Source organism: Terriglobus sp. ADX1, assembly GCF_036877645.1.
Taxonomy (GTDB): Bacteria; Acidobacteriota; Terriglobia; order Terriglobales; family Acidobacteriaceae; genus Terriglobus.
The window spans coordinates 1-19,798 of the sequence record NZ_JAEDXV010000014.1 but is presented as its reverse complement, the minus strand read 5'-3'; the positions used below and the strand labels follow the sequence as shown (position 1 = coordinate 19,798).

The following is a 19,798-nucleotide window of genomic DNA, read 5'->3' as shown; positions in this document are numbered from 1 at the left end:
TCTCGTTTCGTGTTTCGGAGGTTCGCGCGACATCGTAGGACTTAGTGAATACTTGTGCCGCAAGCGTAGAAGATACAAGGAGGCCAAGAGCGAGTAGTTTCATAAGGTCACCGTGATGTCAGAGAAGTCGAGTGGATCTGCAAGCGGAAGAATCTGATTCAAGACCTTCGCTATCGTTGCCTTAGTTGCGGTGTTTTTTGCTTATGTATCTACAGCGTATGGAATCAGTATTTCCGCGTTTCGTTTTCAGTGAGTCTTCCATGGTGGACAACGAACCTTTGGATTCAATGAACAGTGGGAACGAATCCCGCTCAACTCAGCTTCACAAAGTAATTCCATGCGCGTGTCACTCAACGCTTCAATCCGAGCTCTTTCGCAATATAGGGCGCCGTTCGGCTTTCGCGACTCGCTGCTACAGCTTCCGGTGTGCCCTCCGCGACGATACAGCCACCCTCCGCGCCAGCACCAGGGCCGATGTCGATAACCCAGTCGCTGGCGGCGATCACATCCATGTCATGTTCGACTAGGACGACCGTGTTGCCCAGCGAGACCAATCTGTTGAGCTGCTTTAAGAGTCGCACCACGTCCTCAGGATGCAGCCCTGTCGTGGGCTCATCCAGGATATAAAGAGAATTTCCACGACCCGTGCGCTGCAGTTCTGTCGCCAGCTTCACGCGCTGAGCTTCACCTCCAGACAGCTCTGTTGCTGGTTGTCCGAGACGTAAATATCCAAGACCCACCTCTTGAAGAACAGCCAACGCGTGATGGATTGCCAGAACACTTTCAAAAAACTTCAGCGCCTCGTCAACGCGAAGACTCAGCACGTCTGCGATGCTCTTGCCCTCGTACTTTATTTGAAGCGTCTGCTCGTTGAACCGTGCTCCATGGCAAACGGGACAAGGCGAATACACACTCGGCAGGAATAAGAGTTCAACGCACACTTGTCCCTCGCCTTTGCACATTTCGCAGCGGCCTTTCGCCACGTTGAACGAAAAACGGCCGGCGTCGTATTTTCTCGACCGCGCAAGTTTCGTTGATGCAAATACCCCGCGCACATCATCAAACAGCCCCGTATAGGTAGCTATGTTTGAGCGAGGCGTGCGGCCAATTGGCTTTTGATCGACACGGACGAGTCGTCGAATGTCGTGTACGCCCGCTACTATTCTTCCGAGCGTCCTGTCCGATGACTCGTGCAGTTCGGGCTCATCGTCATTCGACGGATCTTGAATGAGTTGACCAAGTTGCTGCGCAACCAGATCAACCAAAGCCTGGCTCACGAGTGTGGATTTGCCGGATCCGGAAACACCTGTGACGGAAGTCATAACCCCGAGTGGGATCCCCACGTTCAAATCCTTCAGGTTGTTCCGCGTCACAGCCTCCAGTTGCAACCACCCTTGGGGACTTCGTCTGAAAGGGACACTCAACCCCGTCTTACGAAAAAGGTGCTTCGCAGTTACTGAGCTTTCCACGTGTCGCAGCCCATCCATTGGACCGCTATACAGAATCTGTCCGCCATTCGTGCCCGCGCCGGGGCCAACATCTACAATCCAGTCGGCCGCGCGGACCACGTCAACCTCATGCTCTACAACGAACAGAGAATTGCCGCCCCTCTTTAACGCATTCAGCGCTTTCAATAAAGTCTCTGTGTCTGAGGGATGGAGGCCGGCGGATGGCTCGTCGAGCACATACACCACGCCAAACAGATTCGAATGTAACTGCGTGGCCAGGCGCAAACGTTGCAACTCACCGGGTGATAGCGTGGGCGTGCTTCGCTCCATACTTAGATAGCCCAGGCCCAGTTCAATCAGCACTTGCAGGCGCGCAATCGCATCCTGCGTAATCCGCTGCGCTGTTGCCGCCTTCTCCGGCGAGTCTCGGTACTCTGTTGTCGTAGCGGTAGAGTATGGTTGGAGTTGCGCCATCAACCGGTTCAGTGGCAGCCGGGTCATCTCTGTGATGTCCATACCCGCAAAAGTCACAGCGAGTGCATCCGTCCGAAGGCGCTTGCCATGACACAGCGGACATTCCTGGCTCAACATGTATCGTGACACGCGCTGCTTCATCATTGCGCTCTGCGATTTTCCGAAGGTTTCCATCACGTAGCGCCGGGCGCTCGTGAAAGTGCCCATGTAACTGGGTTCGAGTTTGCGCTTGAGTGCATCCCGCGTTTCAGCTGGAGTAAAGCCTGCGTACACCGGAACTGTTGGTTGCTCGTCCGTGAACAGGATCCACTTTCGCACCTTGCTCGGCAGCTTCTTCCAAGGTATGTCCACGTCGTAGCCCATCGACACCAGGATGTCCCGCAGGTTCTGCCCTTGCCATGCTGTAGGCCACGCCGCTACAGCACGTTCCCGAATCGTAAGCGTAGGATCAGGCACCATCGACGCCTCAGTCACTTCGTAAACGCGACCGGCCCCATGGCATTTGGGGCACGCGCCTTCAATCCTGTTGGCTGAAAACGATTCTGCATACAGCATCGGTCGTCCGGGCGGATATATTCCGGCACGTGAATAGAGCATGCGTAATAGATTCGATAACGTCGTCACGCTGCCGACAGAGGAGCGTGTTGTTGGCGATCCCCTCTGTTGTTGGAGTGCAACGGCAGGAGGCAGGCCCTCAATCGAATCCACCTCCGGCACGCTTAGCTGATGGAACAGTCGGCGCGCATAGGGAGAGACTGACTCAAGGTATCGACGCTGTGCTTCCGCATAAAGGGTGCCAAAGGCGAGGGAAGACTTCCCGGAACCCGATACTCCCGTGAATACTACAAGTGAGTCTCTCGGAACATCGACGTCGATATTCCTGAGGTTGTGTTCGCGCGCGCCGCGCACACGCACCATATCGGATGAATTACCCATTCGTGTGTCCTATCCCTGACGGCCATTCCTCATGATTGAGATGCAGCCTTCGTGCGTGTATGGCACTTCGCCTGGGGTGGCAGAGCAAACACACCTCACGTGAATCGCGTTTTCGTTTTTCCAGCACAATATTTCTGCGTGCCGCCACATCTATTCACGCCGCAGATGCACATGGGCCTGCATCCTTTGCTATGAATATGACACTATCCGTTCGTGCTAGTTATGCGACCTACAAAGTGGGTATGTGTCTCTCATTGCGGATGTCACCCGAAGCTTCTCTGTCCAGCGTTCGGAAGGTGGGATGGTGAGGCCGTTAGCGCGAACCACTGAGCCGGAAGAGAAGGAGTGGGATCGCGCCAAAAAGGATTTTGCGAATTCTCGCCTTCAATCAACTTGATCAGATCAACGCAAATGGTGCTTCACATTTACGCGGGGTCTTCACCTCTTCCGCTGGGGTCGCACGCGAGACGCAGATGCATCTTCGGAAAAAGCTAGAATAACTTTCGAGATGACTGGTGATCCCCAAGCCGAAGACCTCCGCGCCCGCGAATTGATTCTTGAAAACGACGCCCGGTTGCAACTACAACTCGATGGCGCCCATGTCGGACTCTTTGAGTGGGACGTCGTCACAAATCGATCTCGATGGTCGACAGGATTTTACCTGTTGCATGGCCTAGAGCCGAACGAGATGGCGAGCTATGAACTGTGGCGGGGCCAGGTCCATCCAGACGATATTGCTAAGGTAGATGCCGAAATCAGACGCGTCGTCGAGGAAGGCGAACATCTTGATGTCGACTATCGTATCGTCCATCCGACTGGCGAGCTTCGTTGGACGCGTCTTCAGGCTCAGATGGCGCGTGACCCTGAAGGACGTCCCTTGGCCATGAGGGGATACTGTGGTGATGTTACGCGGCGCAAGCTCGCAGACGCGGCTCTACTGGAGAGCGAGAAACTTGCGATCGCAGGTCGCATGAGTGCCGCTCTCGCGCATGAGATTAATAATCCCCTCGAAGCTGCTTACAACCTTTTGTATCTAGCACGCGGCCTCGCATCGCCCGGTGAGCAAGCCGACCTTCTCGATCAGACAATCGAACAACTGCAGAGAGTGTCGGAGATCAGTCAACAGACGTTAAAGTTCGCGCGCGCATCGAAGCCGAGGCTGGTGAATGTTGTCGAAGTGATTGAATCGACGTTCCGGCTCATTGGTCCGAAGCTAACCATGAATGCGGTCGAGGTGAAGACTGATTTCCAGGCTTCCCCTCAACTCCTGTGCTCACCCGGAGAACTGCAACAGATCCTTACCAACATCTTGAATAACGCCGCCGAAGCGAGCCGCCAGCCAAGGATGGTCGCAGTGCGCGTGCGGGAGCATTGCGGCGGAGAAACGTCGGATTCTTGCGCGGTTCGAATCACGATTTCCGACACCGGACCGGGCATGACCCCAGAAACGCTTAGGAGAATCCGCGAACCGTTCTATACGACAAAGAATGATTCTGGAACAGGTCTGGGCATGTGGGTCGTGCAGGAGCTTGTCTCCAAGCTGAATGGAAAAATATCGATAAAGAGTACGATCCATGAGCGTTGGCATGGAACAGCTATTTCACTGCTCCTGCCGATGAATGCGGACATCATGGGTTAGGCCCGCCCCATATCCATAAATCGGTCGGCAGTTTCGAACAGGCCGATGGGGGTACGCTTTTTCTCGACGAGATCGGTGCGATGCCCTTTTCGGTGCAGCCTAAGCTGCAGCGTGTCCTTCCGTTCCGCTCTCTTTTACAGGTTGAATGCCTACTTCATCAGCCTTCCACCGCTCCGGGGGCGAAAAGCCGGCAAGGTTCAACTGTAGGGGCACTCCTTATGATGATAACGGGCTTATTGCTATCTATGCTTTAGGACGTTGCTCGAACAGACCCTCTCCAAGCCCTTCAGTGCAACCAGCCACAGTGCTCCCATCAGCTGCTCTGCCGGCAGTACTGCGACGTTGACCATCAGCGCATCGTCATCGGGAACCTCGCAGCCTCCGAGTCCAGTTACGTGGACGGTCACGGTGAACTGATTCGTGTCGCGATTTCGCACGCAAAGATCTCATCGACTCAAGCGATACCGATTTTCTGGAGGGACGAATGGCCTTTGGCTCGTTCAATGCTGAGCAGAACATAAGGACTCTATCGATGTCTGATTATCCAGCAATACGAAACCACGTGAACAGCCAGTATCGATAGGAAGCTTCTCTTGTCAGTTGATGATCTCGATAAATAGCAAATCGCCAAATTGCTTATCGAGACGGATTACTTAGTACATATAGATGCCCTTAGCGGACGCGATCCTTCACTCTTTCCGGCTCCATGAGCGCATTGGCCTGTTGTCACGAACTGAGGGAGTACAGAGATCACTTCCTATATGCCGACTTGTCATTACCAATGCAGAGCTTCTGGAACGAGACTTCGTCGCTTTGCAGCTTGCGCCCGCTCAGGACGAACTAGCCGAACACATCTGCGGCATTGTTTGGCTGACCAGGTATGAATAGAGCTCGACTCTCATCAACCCGATCTCGGCACGACGCTCATTTACGTGCTTTTCATCTTCGATTGGGGCTTCCTTTAGCTTGCCTGACAGGCAAACGAGGCGCTCCCCGAAACGCTGATCCTTGCTCTGATCTACTTGGGAGAGATCGTAGACCAAGGCGTATGACTCTGGATCGGCTTCGCCTTGGTCTACGTGGGCACGAAGAAGAGGCAAGACAACATCGCGCATCTGCGCAGATTGATGTTGGATCATGACTACGAAATGACCGGCAGCCTCAGGACCAACCGTGGAGAATGTCGGAACACCATGTTCTTTCACTATGGTCTGTAACTGTTCGGTGTGTGCCCTGTCGATTTCACCGAGGCGCTTGGGATCGAATCCGCTTTGTCGCCTTACAGCCTGGTCAGCTTCGTAAAGGCTGTTTATCATGTCACGAAGTGCGGGATCAGTTGGCAGCTTGCCCTTCCTTGCAGCTTTGACCCCATCCAAGCGGTACCGCGTCCGAAGAAAGGTCACCGCATCCGGAGGGAGGTCGTGACCAGCGCCGGGCTGGTCTAATGCTTTCAGAACCCGCGTTTGAAAAGCGTGTAACTGATTTGTAAGCAGGAAGATGAAGTCGTAGGCTGCTTCATCACCGACTTCCGATCTGGTAAGCAGGCCGTGCTTGGCGTAAATGACTTGGACTTCGGCGTCTATCGCAGCTTCTTCAGAGGGAACCTGGGTCAGGAGCCTCCGAGTTGTAATCTCGCGGATGTGAATGGCGAGCGCCTGATCGGAATCCGACATGGCCAATGATGCGGCAAGGACGATCGGTAAGAGCATTTAAATCTCCACTCCTACGGCCATGTATACGCGAACTCACCCACTTTTGGCAGCTTCCCTGAATTGCAAGCTAGGGTCGAAGCAGATTACTACTGAGAAACGCCCATCACGGAAGAAATCCAGCAGTCGGTTGATTGGCTCGATGAGTGCCTTGGCCTGTTGCAACAGTGAGAAGCTTGGCAGTGTACTCCCGACAATGAGATTCCCCAGTACCGAATCGGCCCAATGATCCCGGCCTCAAAGAGGCATACGACACAATCTTGAAACGCACGATGAGTGATGTGTGGAAGAAGTTCTACGACAATCGTGATGGTGGGTGCGTTGAGTTAACCGCCTCGACGTCAGGGTGATCCAATGCTCAAGCAGGAACTCAGCCGGATTGCGAAGACGGTCACGCAGATAAACATATTCTGGGTAACAAAGCGTTCCGAAGCGACCGGCTGGTGAATACCGAAGGATACGCGTTGCACCCAGCGAGCAGTTGTTCCGGTGCATAGAAGTGCTCTATGCAGTCAGCTTTCGGCGCAGCTTGTCTGATTCGCTATCAAGTCCCGCCTTCTGCAAGGCGTACGCGGCATCCCAGACCTGCCTCTCTAAGGCAGCTATACGGCCCTTCACGAGATGCAATCGCTGCATCCATCCCACACCACTGTCGAAGAAGCTCCCAAACGGAGCGATATGAATTCAAAAGCGGTACGCTATAGTCGCCATCGCTGGTGTCGCCTTTAAAGACGATTCCCGTTTTGATTTCTATATATTCCACCGAGGCAAATTCCATAACAGCTTGTCTTTGCTCGTCTATAAAAGACGTCCCAATTAACTTCGAAAGCGGACGCCTTGCGACTGCAGGTATTGCTTGCTTTCCTGTACCAGCTTTAGGGGAACGAACGACTCCTTGCCGTCGTAGTCGAGTTCCACCATGATCATGCCCTTCAACTTTCGACCTGCCATCAGATCCAGCACTGCTGGTACGTTGACCTTGCCCTGTCCTAGTGGGCAATACCCGGCGAAATGATCGTCTTTGCCGTTCCAATCTTTCAGGTGCATATGCTCGATGATGGGAAGGAAGTCGCGAACGACTGCGGCTGCATCGGAGCCACCCTTTGTGAGTTGGCCAATGTCAGGACCGAAGCGAACATATTTCGTGTTCACGGTATGGAGAATCTCGTATGTTTCGTCCTTCGATTCAACGCATGTTCCCGTGTGTTGATGCAACGCTGCGGTAATGCCAACGTCAGTTACGGCCTGGCAGATTTGGTTGAGCGAATCTACGATGGTGGACTTGTGCTGCGAGAAGTCATACGTCTTGCGATCCACGGCATTGGGTCCGATGACGGCAACGCGACCGCCGTATTTCTTAACGATACTTGCCCAGCGGACAGCCTTGGCAATCTCTTCCTTTCTTGCTGAGGCATCGGTTAGGTTCATGGCGCAATACGCAGAGATCAATGGCAGAGAATGTGCGCGAAGCACGGCACCCAGGCCGCCTGGCTGTTGCTCCCAACTTTCCAGTACTTCACCGAATGTTTCGAATCCATAGAAGCCCACGCTACCGATGTCTGCGATTGCAGTTGCAACGTCTTTGTTTGACCACGTGATCGCTGTATGGCCCACAACGATGTTGCGCTTGCGAGGTGATGCTAAGAGGGAACCGGGGGTGAGTGCTGCAAGGCTGGCAGTGAACACGACTGATTTGCAGAACGTGCGGCGGTTTAACTCCATGCTGTTTCTCCCGTACTGCCGGCATCGTAACCGGCGTGAATGCGATTGGACCTGAATCTTTATGGAAGGGCTGGTGTGGTTGTTGTGTTCGGATTCGATGTCGCAGGGAAACTCGCCGCAAGATAACGACTGACTGTGACGATCTCTTCATCGCTCAGCTCCGCGCCTCGATTCACCATTTCATCCACTGTGGCTGACCACTCCGGCGCGGTGGCCCGTTTGCGAGAAATTGTTCCCGTTGTATGGCACGTGGTACAGGCGCGCTGGACAACGGCTTTTCCGTCACCGGGTGGGAGGTCGGACGAAGCTGCTTGGGGTGCCGACTGCGCATAGGTCTTGATACACAGGGTGACCATCAGGAGGAAAGCAGTGCACAGCCGCGCCAAAAAGCCTACCCCACTGTGCGTTTGCTGGTGATATTTCTTTCGATTCGGCTGGAGGGAACCTATTGCTCGGTGCATTCAAAGCTCGCTTCTGATGAAACCCACGGAAAGGATTACGGGGATGCTTGACTTTCCTGAACACGGAGATTTATACACTTGTTCACTCTCATTAAGCAAATGTAATTGCGTAATACGCAACAAGAGGGCTTCGTGTTCAACAAGTATTTGATCTTTTTCTCAGTTCTGTCTTTTGCTGCCACCATGAGTGCTCAGAAGGGTGCGGATTGGCCCATGTATGGTCACGACACAGCAAGCGCGCGCTTTTCGCCACTGAAGCAAATCAATGTTTCGAATGTGGCAGCCTTGAAGCTTGCGTGGAGCTTCGATATGACCGCGCCAGTGGCAACACCCACTGTGATGACAGCAAGTGGAAGAAGAATTGTTCGGACTTCGAAAACGACACCGCTGGTGGTTGGCGACGTGATGTATTTTTCTACGCCGTTCTCTCATGTCGTTGCGCTGCATGCCACGGATGGAACTGTGATCTGGGACCACACGTTGCCAGCCAATCCGGCGTCGCGAGGAATTTCCTATTGGCCCGGAGAAGGAAGCGATGGACCACGCATCTTTATTGGAACTTCAAACGGAAAGCTGTTCGCGCTTGATGCGAAGACTGGCGAGGCAGCGAAGTCGTTTGGTGAGGATGGTGCTTTGAATGTGCGCGTTGGCGTTGCCGATAAATATCCCAATGCACACTATGGCATCTCATCTCCTCCTGCGATCTTCAAGAATCTCGTTATCACCGGGTGCCAACTGCAGGAGATGCCGAGTAAAGGGCCGAGTGGTGATATCCGGGCATGGGACGTGCGGACGGGAAAACTCGTGTGGACTTTCCATACGCTTCCACGTCCTGGCGAAGCGAACCATGAGACGTGGCGAGAGGATCAATGGCAGGATCGCTCCGGGTTGAATGTATGGGGATTGATGACGGTGGATGCGCAGACCAGCACGATCTTCATTCCTCTGGGGACCGCTACGACCGACTTTTATGGTGGTGATCGTAAAGGAACGAATCTGTATGGTTCGTCACTTGTTGCGCTGGACGTGACTACTGGGAAGTTGAAATGGTTTTTCCAGACAACGCATCACGACAATTGGGACTACGACATTACAGCTGCTCCGGTGTTAGTAGACGTCCATCGAAACGGTAAGACGATCGAGGCAGTCGCGCAGAGCACGAAGCAGAGTCTGCTCTTTATCCTTGATCGCAAAACAGGAAAGCCGATTTTTGATGTTGAAGAAAGGCCCATACCTGCAGATAACGTGCCTCCCGGAGATGAGCCATCTCCGACTCAGCCATTTCCGGTTAAGCCGGGGGCTTTGAGTCTGAATCATTTCGAAGGCACGGATGCTGAGCTGGCTAAGTTGACTCCAGAGCACGATAAGGCATGCAAAAACTTGCTTGGGTTGGAAGGTGGTGTTCTGACGGGAGGCCCCTATGCCGAGTATGGTCCCAAGCTTCGTATTGTGTTTCCGGGATGGACAGGTGGAGGGAATTGGGGTGGAACCGCGTTCGATCCTAAGCTTGGTTTGCTCTTCGTGAATACCAAGAGTGAAGGCATGCTGAGCAAGTTGGTGCTGGAGAAAGACGGAACCTATAGCCGTGTTGGGCCAGATCATCCTCCAGCTGGTGTGAAAGACCTGTTTCAAGTGGGGCCGTGGCCCTGTCAGGCGCCGCCATGGGGTGAATTAAGCGCCGTGAACGTCAACACGGGCGAGATTGCGTGGCGTATTCCTTTGGGATCATTCCCAGAACTTGATGCGATGGGGATTCCAACCACTGGAAGAACAAACACCGGGGGCCCAATTGCAACTGCTGGCGGCCTCGTTTTTATTGCAGCTACGGAGGATCAGAAGTTCCGCGCATTTGACTCGCACAACGGTAAGAAATTGTGGGAGACAACTCTCAACTCAAACGGGTTTACTGTTCCCATTTCTTATCAGGGTTCGAATAAGAAACAGTATGTCGTTGTCGTTGCTGGCGGTGGCAATGCTCCCACGCCGGCTCATCCAACAGTCTATGCTTACGCTCTTCCATAGCTGGTTTATTACGCCGTTCACGTCACAGACTAAGTTCGCAACACGTCACGCTGATTTCTGGAGTAACTTCCTATGAAGCATCTCGCCATCCTCTTGCTATTTCTTGGTATTGCATGTTCGACGTCGAGCGCGGGAGCGCAGTCTTTTCAGCCGGATATTCGATATCAGAACAACACATTGCATACATGGTCTTCGAAAGGGAGTGGGTCCTGGCAGCCGGAGGGAGACAGTATTGTTGGCCACGGCGGAGCGAATGGGGAATGGCTTCTCTCGGATACGTCCTATCAGGATGTGGCCCTCTACAGTGAATTCCGCTGCAGCAATCCTTGCGATTCAGGATTTCTGTTGCGTGCAGTGCCGACTCCCGATGGTGGTTTGAAAGGCGTTCTTGTTTCTTTCAGCGAAAGCTCTCTTCCAACGTTTGCTGTCTCCATTGATCGGGATGGCAAGATCGTTCACAAAGAAGCGCTAGCGCGTGGTGGCTTGTTGCAGCGGGTTACGCCTCCTCCAGCAAAGCCTCAGACCGCTGGGTCTCCCCGGCCAAGAAATGCAAACACTGTTGCGTTGCCATTGCATGCTCCTGATACTTCATTGAAAGTCGGCGATTGGAATCGCGTCGAGAGTTTCTTTGATGCGAACACAGTTCGATCTTTCCTGAATGATGGACACCAGGAAGGTGCGATCTCAGAAGAGGGCTACGGAAGCGTTGGGCTTTATGTGGGAAGTGGCGGCCAGGTCAGTGTTCGCAAGGTAGCTTTGAAGGATCTGAATCGCAAGGTTCGCGACACGGAGAAGGTGGGCGACGGTTTCCGCAAGCAGAAGCTCAACGATTTTTATTATTCGTGGGGCACCGCTGCCGCCGACTTCAATCACGATGGTGTGTTGGACATTGTTTCCGGGCCTTACATCTACTACGGCCCGGACTACCGTACCTCTCGTGAGATATGGATGGCGCTAAGCTCAAACCCCACGACCGAGTTTGCAACGGATTCGACGATGGAGTTTGCAGCAGACTTCAATGGGGATGGCTGGCCTGATGTTCTGACCGTGATGTTTGGCAATGGCCCCGGTATTCAGCTCTACATCAATCCCAAAGGAGAGAATCGCCGATGGGACAAGTACACCGTTGGTTCCGCTGTACAGAGTGAGATTGCGGTTCTGCGTGATGTGGATGGTGACGGCAAGCCAGAACTCGTTTGTTCTGGCGAAGGATACGTTCGTTATCTGAAGCCTGATCCTTCTGATCCTACAAAACCCTGGAGGATTCATAACATCTCTGAGAAGGGATACGGAGCATCGCATGGCATTGGGGTAGGCGATGTGAACGGGGATGGCCGCATGGACATCATTGATCCGTTCGGATGGTGGGAGCAACCCGCCCAGAACGCTGCAAATACAGCCTGGACATATCATCCGCAGGCTTTCGCGAAGTATGGTCGCGGCATGATGGGAGGCAGCGTTATGGCTGTCTACGACGTAAACGGAGATGGATTGAATGACATTGTGACGTCATTAAATTCTCACGGATGGGGACTTGCCTGGTATGAGCAGAAGCGTGAGAACGGGAACATCACCTTCGTTGAACACATGGTGATGGATGATTTCACCACTGCAAATGCGGGTAACGTGACCTTCTCTGAGCTGCATGGCTCTGGCTTCGGAGATGTGGACGGAGATGGTCTTACCGATTTCATTGTTGGAAAGCGATACTTCTCGCATCTGGATACGAACCTTGATCCTGATCCGCGAGATGCACCAGTCCTTTACTGGTACAAGACGGTGCATGACCCGAAGGCACCTGGCGGCGCGAAGCTGGTTCCAGAGCTAATTGATACGCACAGTGGTGTGGGGTCAGATGTGCTTGCAGTGGACCTGAATCGGGATGGTGTCTTGGATATCGTAACCTCCACTCGTTTTGGAACAGACATCTACTGGAATACGCGAGACAAGCACGCAGCTCGCACAAAGAACAAATAACGCTGTCGTTACCAACAAAAGATGAGAATGGGAGTACACACATAGTTCGCCGTTGCAGTACTCATCTGAGGTACTGTAACGAGTCAATTCGTTAGCAGACACTAGAGAGTCTTCGTGTCCGTTAGGTCACGGGCACTTCCGCAGAAATCTGGTGAAGATGCAGATGCGTTTGCATACCTACACGCGCGAAGCGCAGTTGTAGACCACTGTATTCCCGGGTTCACCATAGTCGTCGCATGCGATGTGGGGAAGGCACACGTACCTTCTCACATTGAGAAAGCGGCGGCGCTTATTCGCGTGGATACGCACATTTTGTTGCGCGTTATCGAGCGTAAGTAGGCATTACAGCAATCGTCTGAAAATATTTTTTAATCCTTGACGAATTCTGTTTAACGTTGCTAGCCTTCTCTCGTTAACGCAACCCGAATTGCATAATACGCAACGCGTAGTTGGAGGCCAACACATGCACTACAGAAAGAGTTTTGGATCGGCAATCGCACTTGCCGCAGTACTTGTCTCATCTGCGAGCGCACAGATTCGATCCGCAACCATCACCGGAACAGCTATCGACAGCACCGGTGCTCTCTTGCCCGGCGCCACGGTGACCGTGACGAACGAAGCAACCAATGAAACTCAAAAGACGGAAGCTTCGAGCGCCGGACAATACACCATTCCGTATCTTGCTGCTGGCAAGTACACCGTTACGGTGAGTAAGGGCGGCTTTCAGGACTTCAAGGCGAAGGGAGTTGTTCTGACCACTTCGCAGACGGTGAAGGTGGATAGCACGCTGTCTGTTGGAGGTTCTGTAGAGCAAGTGGAAGTGAATGCCTCCGCTGCACAGATTCAGACAGAAAGCAGCACGGTGTCTGGTGCGGTAGATGCTCAGACGATTGAGGCTATCCCGAACATCACGCAAAATCCGTTGTATTACGCGACCCTACAAAATGGTGTCCAGCCTCGTAACACTTCGGCAAGCACGCAGAACCTTAATTCGTTCGGCGTGGGTGTTGCGGGACGTGCTCAGTTTTCCGCGATCGGTGTGAACGGTGGGCGAGCTTATGAGAATGACATTCAGCTCGATGGTCTTCCAATTACGGGCAACGGCTTCAACGAAGCAGCGATCGTTCCGAATACCGAGGGCATTCAGGAAGTTCGCGTGATTGCGAATAACTTCACTGCGGATTATGGACGCGGTGATTCCGTGATGGCAATTACAACGAAGTCGGGTGGGAATGCGTTTCACGGACAGGTGTCTTACATGATTCGTAATGAGGCCTTGAATGCAAACTCGCCTGGCAATAAGGCGCAGGGAATCCGGCGTCCTGCTTTCAAGGTGAATGACTTTGGCGGAGCCATCACGGGGCCGATCTGGCGCGATCGGATCTTCTTCTCGTCTAGCTATCACTACCTGCGCTTTAACCAAGGGCAGACGTATCTTCAGACTGTGCCTACGGCGCTGGAACGGGTCGGCGATTTCAGTAAGACCTTCCAGCAGGATGCTAACGGCAACCCGGTTCCCGCACTGGTGTTCGATCCATTCAATGTGACACAACGCGGCACGAACTTATACGAACGTGCACAGATTCCAAATTCAATCATTCCGAATCCGAATCCGTATGCGGTCAAAATGTTTAGCTACTATCCGTTGCCGAATCGCACACCGGATGATGTGTACAACACCAATAACTTCACCGCTACGGTGGTGAATATGGTGCGTCGCCAATCATCGAATAACCGTCTCGACTTCAAGTGGCGACGTCATTCGTTTTATGCAAGCGGTGGTATCGATTACGGGACGATCTCTCAGCCGCGCCCGTTTGGTACGGCGCCGTTTAACAACGCGCCGACAACGACGCAGGATCAGAATCCGTATGCGCAAATCGGTGATACCATCACGCTTTCACCCACACTGTATGTTGACGTACGTTATGGCGTGACAAGAATTAACACCTACAACTATGCGGGCAATCATTCTGGATTCACCGATTACGGTAGCTTTGGAATTCCGACGGCGACGCAGGCTCTGTTTGCTCAACCTGGCGCTGCCCCGGTTGTGAGCCCCGCGGGATTTGGCGGCAGCGGCGGAGGCAGCAACTGGTCGGCGCTTTCGGCCGGACAGTTCGCAAGCAAGGCCGAACATCAACTGGTTCACGCCGTGAATGGAAGTGTGACGAAAGTCGCGGGCAAATGGACGTATAAGGTTGGCTCTGAATACCGTGTCATGCTGGCTAACTACAACGACTTCGAAGAGGCTTCCGCGAACATTGGTGGTTGCTGCGCTGCCGATCCCGGAGGAAACTATTCCTTCCGGTATGTAACTGCAAGCGGTGGCCAGGCGCCTGGCAACACGAGCCCGAATCTGCAGGGAATTTCAGGTGCAACCATGCTGTTGGGCGAAGGTGTATGGTTTGTTCGTCCGGGCGCCAACTTGAAGCCCGCCTACGCTGCGAAATACTTTGCTGTGTACTCACAGAACGACTGGAAGGTGCGGCCGAATCTGACCATCAACCTGGGCCTTCGTTGGGATCTGCAGCCTGGACCGACGGAGCGGTATAACCGTCTATCCGGTATTGACTTTACACGGAATAATCCGTTCGGAAGCAAGGGGGTGATTGCCTTTCCCGGAACGAATGGCTACAGCAGAAACCTGTGGGATACGGAATACACGGACTTTCAGCCTCGCGTTGGACTTGCGTACCAGGTGCATGAGGGTACTGTGATTCGCGGCGGATTTGCATTCGCGTATCTGCCAAGCAATACAGGTTATTTCTCAAGCCCGAACGATTACGGTGGAACGCCATTCTCTCCAGGTAATCAGGCGTTGCCGTTTGGCACAAACCCGCAAGGTGTTCCTGTTACGCGATTCACGGATGCCTCTCCGCTTGTGCCAGCAGTCGGAGCGAATGCGGCTGCACCGCAGGTGTATGGAACAACGGGTGCGTATTTCGATCGGCACCTGAAGAACCAGGTGATGAAGCAGGGAAATGTGTTCCTTGAACAGGCTTTTGGCAAAGGCGGCGGTTACCTGTTGTCGATTGGATGGGCAGGATCCTATGGATCAAACCTGACAACCCGTAATCAGCCCTTTGAGACGCTGCAATCTGTCGACCCTACCATTCTCGCGAACTATCGTAGTCAGTACATCGCAAACAACGGGACATCGAATCCGGCAACGGCATTGGTACAGAATCCGTATCAGCCAGTGGGTGGACAACTGCTGCCGTTCCAGAATGCGCTTGCAGGTTCAACGATTCAGCAGTTCATCCCACAGACGCCCTATCCGTTGCTTTACGGAGCGTTTCTCAACGGATCAAGAGGCTACTCCAACTTCAACTCATTGCAGGCTTCGTTGCGCCACAACTTCCAGTCTGGCTTCAATATGATTCTGAATTACACATGGAGCAAGGAGTTGGATTATTCAGTTACAGGCATTGAAGATGGACAAGGCGTGAATGCTGGTGGTTCGCTTGGAACACCGGATCTTTTGAACAATGGGCTTAATCGGAACTATGGTCTTGCTGACCAACCGCATCGTCTTGTAGCCACGTTGATTTACAAGTCACAGTTTGGAAAGGATGGAAAGTACGCCCTTGGAAATGTGGTGGGACGCGCGCTGCTGGGAGGATGGAGTTTTGGCAGCGTAGTGACAATGCAATCCGGCATGCCGGTTGTTTTGAGCTTCTCAAACAATGGATCGCTGACATCTCGCTTGGATCGTGTCGCTGGACAGAATGTTGTTCTTCCAAAGGAGTTCCAGAAGCGGTACAACGGTTCGACAACGGTTACTCTTCCTTGCGGCAAAACGGTGACGCCAGCAAAATACTCACTGCTGAAATACAACGCATGCGCTTACTCCAGCCGAACGCTTACGACTCCGAACGGAAGCATCGTGCAGGATTTGTACTGGGTTGGAAATCATGCACAAACGGATGGAAACATCCGGACGAACAGCCGTTACAACGTGGACTTCAGTCTACGGCGCAGCTTCCCGCTGTTTGAACGATTCCAGCTGGACGTTGCAGCGGAAGCGACGAATTTGCTGAACACTGCTGAGTTCAACGGAGCCTATGTCGGAGGTCTTGGATCACCCAACCTGGTGAACAATGCGAGCAAAGGCCTGATCCCTGGTCTCGGTACCAGTAGTACATTCGGAACCGTAAATATGAATGCATTTGACCCGAGACAGATTCAGATGCACGCACGCCTGGTGTTTTAACTGTTCACGCACCCCGTGTGCTAAACCGCGCACGGGGTGTTTGTCGCGAAATTGGAAGTAAGAATTCTTAGGGAAGAAACTTCATGCAATATCGCAAGTTCATCGGCGCGAGCTTATGCGCATCCGCAACATTAATAGTGGCGCTCTCCAGCAAACGTGCGACTACCGTTCGTGCGGAACAACACAAGCGATACGCTGACTGGTCTCAGTTCGAAGGCAGCTCGGATGCATCTCAGTATTCTTCTCTGAAGCAGGTCAATAAAACGAACGTAACCCAGCTCCAGCAAGCGTGGTTTTATCCAGCGGGTAATAACGGCTTGCTATTCGGTTCAAATCCTATCGTTGTTGATGGTGTGATGTTTGTGTTGGGCCGGAGTAATCGCATCGCGGCTCTGGATGCCGTTACAGGCAAAGAGATTTGGGTGCATGACACGCAGAATCCTCGTGGGATTACCAATCGTGGCCTCACCTATTGGAAGAGCAGCGATAGCACGGATGCGCGCATTTTGTTTGCAAGCAATAACGAATTACATGCGTTGAACGCAAAGTCTGGGACATTGATCACTTCCTTTGGTGTGAATGGGAGCGTGAATCTAAAAGAAGGGTTGGGGCGTGATCCTTCGAAGGTTCGATCCATTCAGTCGAGTACGCCTGGGAAGATATTTGGAAACCTGATCCTTATGGGGTCGGCTCCTGGTGAGGACTACGGTTCGCCTCCAGGAGATATACGTGCGTATGACGTGATCACGGGCAAGCTGACGTGGAGCTTTCATACGATTCCGCATCCGGGTGAGCCTGGATATGACACATGGCCACCGGATGCATGGCAACACGAAGGCGGCGTGAATACATGGGGCGAATTCTCAATTGACGAGAAGCGTGGCATTGCTTATTTCCCGCTTGGATCGGCCACGTATGACTTCTATGGTGCGGACAGAAAGGGTATGAATCTGTACGCCAATTGCATTCTTGCTTTGGATGCAAAGACCGGCAAATACCTGTGGCACTTTCAGGCTGTGCATCACGATTTGTGGGATTACGATCTGGCAGCATCGCCGAAGCTGATTACCGTGAAGCATGACGGCAAGGTTGTGGATGCTCTTGCAGCTGCGGGTAAGAATGGTTTTCTGTATGTTCTGGATCGCGTGACGGGTAAGCCACTGTGGCCGATTGAAGAACGGCCTGTGCCAGCTTCAACTGTTCCTGGAGAACAGGCGTGGCCAACGCAGCCTTTCCCCACAGTGGTACCGCCGTTCGTGCGACAGACCTTTACTGCAGACGACATCAACCCATATATCCAGGAACCCGCGGAACAAGAGCGATTGCGGAAGCTTGTGCGGGAAGCAAAGAACGACGGCTTGTTTACGCCGCCCGCACTGCAGAACACGATTCAGGCTCCTGGAAATGGCGGTGGTGCAAATTGGGGTGCTCTTGCAGCTGATCCTGATGCGGGATTCGTCTATGTGCAGGCCAAGAATGCTCCGTCAATGTTGAAGCTGGAGCCACGAGCGCCACGTCGCCCAATCCAGGGCCCGCCGTCTACAGTCGGATTAGTTCTTTACAAGCAAAATTGCCAGGCATGTCATCTTGCAGAGCAGCAGGGGCAACCGCCTGCTATCCCCTCACTGAAAGGTGTTGTGGAACGGATTGGTGCGTCTCGCGTGAAAGAGACCGTGCACAACGGTCAGTCGCCCATGCCTGCCTTCGCTGATTTCACGAACACTGATCTTGATGCGCTTGTTGCGTATCTTGAGAGTCCGTCGACGGCTAAGGCCCCACCGAATTTGGATGCGTTACTAGCCCCACCACCTAAGACCGCCGGTCAGCGTTATTGGACGGGCTATGGCTACATGGATTCAGAAGATGGGTTGCCCGCTATTAAGGGGCCGTGGTCGACGTTGACTGCGTATGACCTGAATCGTGGCACCATCGCGTGGCAGGTTCCGCTTGGAGGAATTACCCGCCTTGAAGCGAAAGGAATTAAGGGAACTGGAAGTTATTGGCCTCGTGGCGGTGTTGCAGTTACAGCCGGGGGGCTTATCTTCTCTGGCACCAAGTCTGATTCCAAGTTCCGCGCGTATGACAAGGACACTGGGAAAGTTCTATGGGAGAAAGAACTTCCTGCAGCACCCGAAGGCATTCCTGCTGTGTACGAGGTGAATGGTAAAGAGTACATCGTAATCAGTGCAAGACCAGGTACGGTACTCGCCGGGACGGATGTGGGAGCTCATCAGAACAGCGATGGACCACTTGCAAAGGAAACATCAGGTGATGCGGCACCTTCGCAGGGATATTACGTGTTTGCTCTGCCGTCAAAACAATAAGCGACTGGAAGGTGCAAGGACTTTGAACAAGATGAAAACGGGAACACCATTTGCTTTTGGAGAGGCTTTGCTCTCCCAGCCCAACTACTTGATTCGTGAAGGGCTCTTAAGGCTGCTTGCAATTAAGGATTCAGACATACGCTTGCTGATACTCTCGCAGAGCCGTGATGCTGTCGATAATGGACTACACGCAGGTGGGGCATTTTCTGCCACCATTCCCATGGTGGCCTTGTTCTATGGTGGTTTTCTCTCGCTCGACATAGAAGACCCAACGCGCCGGGGGCAAGATATCTTCACGTTGAGTAAGGGGCATGCGGTTGCAACGCTTGCCTCGATCTATGCGGAGCTTGGTTACTTTGATTCGAAATTGCTATCACATTCGCGCTCGCACCATAGCCTGCTCAATGGGCACCCCGGTCCTGTGTTGCCTGGCATTCACATCGCCACCGGACCGATGGGGCAGGGCATCGGCGCAGCACAAGGATTTGCCATTGCTGGAAAGACCAGTCCGCGTTTCGATTCGTACGTCATGGTGGGCGATGGCGAACTGCAGGAAGGAACATGCTGGGAGACCATCCTGTATGCGGGGCAAAGCCATCTGGATAATTTGTGCGTGCTGGTTGACCGAAACCATGGTCAGCTTGATGTTCACAACCGCACGCTCTTTCCGATGCCGCCGCTGGATGAAGTCTTCCGCTCGTTTGGCTGGAATGCACACAGCGTGGATGCTACGCAATACAACGGCGTAGTTGCGGCGTTGGAAAAGTTCCGTTACGGACCACGCGACGGGAAGCCTACGACGATCATCTGCAATACGACGAAGGGCTACGGTGCATTCAGTGACTTTATGAATAAACATAAAGTCACCAC

At 53.2% G+C, this 19,798-nt stretch carries 11 protein-coding genes; 7 read left to right on the top strand and 4 right to left on the bottom strand.

The annotated features are described in order from the left end of the window. Window positions 1-350 precede the first annotated feature (350 nt). Window positions 351-2,858 carry an excinuclease ABC subunit UvrA gene (gene uvrA / locus JAO32_RS10850; protein WP_334240202.1) on the bottom strand — a complete coding sequence of 836 codons (2,508 nt, stop codon included), beginning with the start codon at window positions 2,856-2,858 and terminating at the stop codon, window positions 351-353. Window positions 2,859-3,366: 508 nt separating this feature from the next. Between uvrA and JAO32_RS10845 the strand changes: the two genes are divergently transcribed. Further along, window positions 3,367-4,497 carry a sensor histidine kinase gene (locus JAO32_RS10845; protein ID WP_334240200.1) on the top strand — a complete coding sequence of 377 codons (1,131 nt, stop codon included), beginning with the start codon at window positions 3,367-3,369 and terminating at the stop codon, window positions 4,495-4,497. After that, a complete protein-coding gene (locus JAO32_RS10840) occupies window positions 4,440-4,751 on the top strand; it encodes a sigma 54-interacting transcriptional regulator (RefSeq protein WP_334240199.1) in 312 nt (103 codons plus the stop codon). Before JAO32_RS10845 ends, JAO32_RS10840 begins: the two co-directional genes overlap by 58 nt. A 576-nt stretch (window positions 4,752-5,327) precedes the next feature. Here JAO32_RS10840 and JAO32_RS10835 read toward each other — a convergent pair. From JAO32_RS10835 to JAO32_RS10825, 3 genes are all read right to left on the bottom strand, one after another. Next, entirely contained in the window at window positions 5,328-6,206 is an 879-nt protein-coding gene (locus JAO32_RS10835; RefSeq protein WP_334240197.1) for a DUF6624 domain-containing protein, read from the bottom strand. 816 nt (window positions 6,207-7,022) lie between these two features. Beyond that, on the bottom strand, window positions 7,023-7,928 hold the full coding sequence (locus tag JAO32_RS10830; protein ID WP_334240195.1) for a sugar phosphate isomerase/epimerase family protein: 906 nt from the start codon (window positions 7,926-7,928) through the stop codon (window positions 7,023-7,025). Between the two features lie 59 nt (window positions 7,929-7,987). Next, window positions 7,988-8,389 carry a hypothetical protein gene (locus JAO32_RS10825; protein WP_334240193.1) on the bottom strand — a complete coding sequence of 134 codons (402 nt, stop codon included), beginning with the start codon at window positions 8,387-8,389 and terminating at the stop codon, window positions 7,988-7,990. 183 nt (window positions 8,390-8,572) lie between these two features. On the opposite strand from JAO32_RS10825, the gene JAO32_RS10820 reads away from it, so the two are divergent. The 5 genes from JAO32_RS10820 to JAO32_RS10800 form a co-directional block, all read left to right on the top strand. Further along, window positions 8,573-10,411 carry an outer membrane protein assembly factor BamB family protein gene (locus JAO32_RS10820; RefSeq protein ID WP_334240191.1) on the top strand — a complete coding sequence of 613 codons (1,839 nt, stop codon included), beginning with the start codon at window positions 8,573-8,575 and terminating at the stop codon, window positions 10,409-10,411. A 72-nt stretch (window positions 10,412-10,483) separates the two neighbouring features. Beyond that, window positions 10,484-12,388 carry an FG-GAP-like repeat-containing protein gene (locus JAO32_RS10815; protein ID WP_334240189.1) on the top strand — a complete coding sequence of 635 codons (1,905 nt, stop codon included), beginning with the start codon at window positions 10,484-10,486 and terminating at the stop codon, window positions 12,386-12,388. A 463-nt stretch (window positions 12,389-12,851) separates the two neighbouring features. Further along, window positions 12,852-16,604: a TonB-dependent receptor gene (locus JAO32_RS10810; RefSeq protein WP_334240187.1), complete on the top strand. Its 3,753-nt coding sequence runs from the start codon at window positions 12,852-12,854 to the stop codon at window positions 16,602-16,604. An 83-nt stretch (window positions 16,605-16,687) separates the two neighbouring features. Next, window positions 16,688-18,928: an outer membrane protein assembly factor BamB family protein gene (locus JAO32_RS10805; protein ID WP_334240185.1), complete on the top strand. Its 2,241-nt coding sequence runs from the start codon at window positions 16,688-16,690 to the stop codon at window positions 18,926-18,928. Between the two features lie 31 nt (window positions 18,929-18,959). Then, window positions 18,960-19,798 (top strand): hypothetical protein (locus JAO32_RS10800; protein WP_334240181.1); only part of this gene is annotated, 839 nt, incomplete at its 3' end.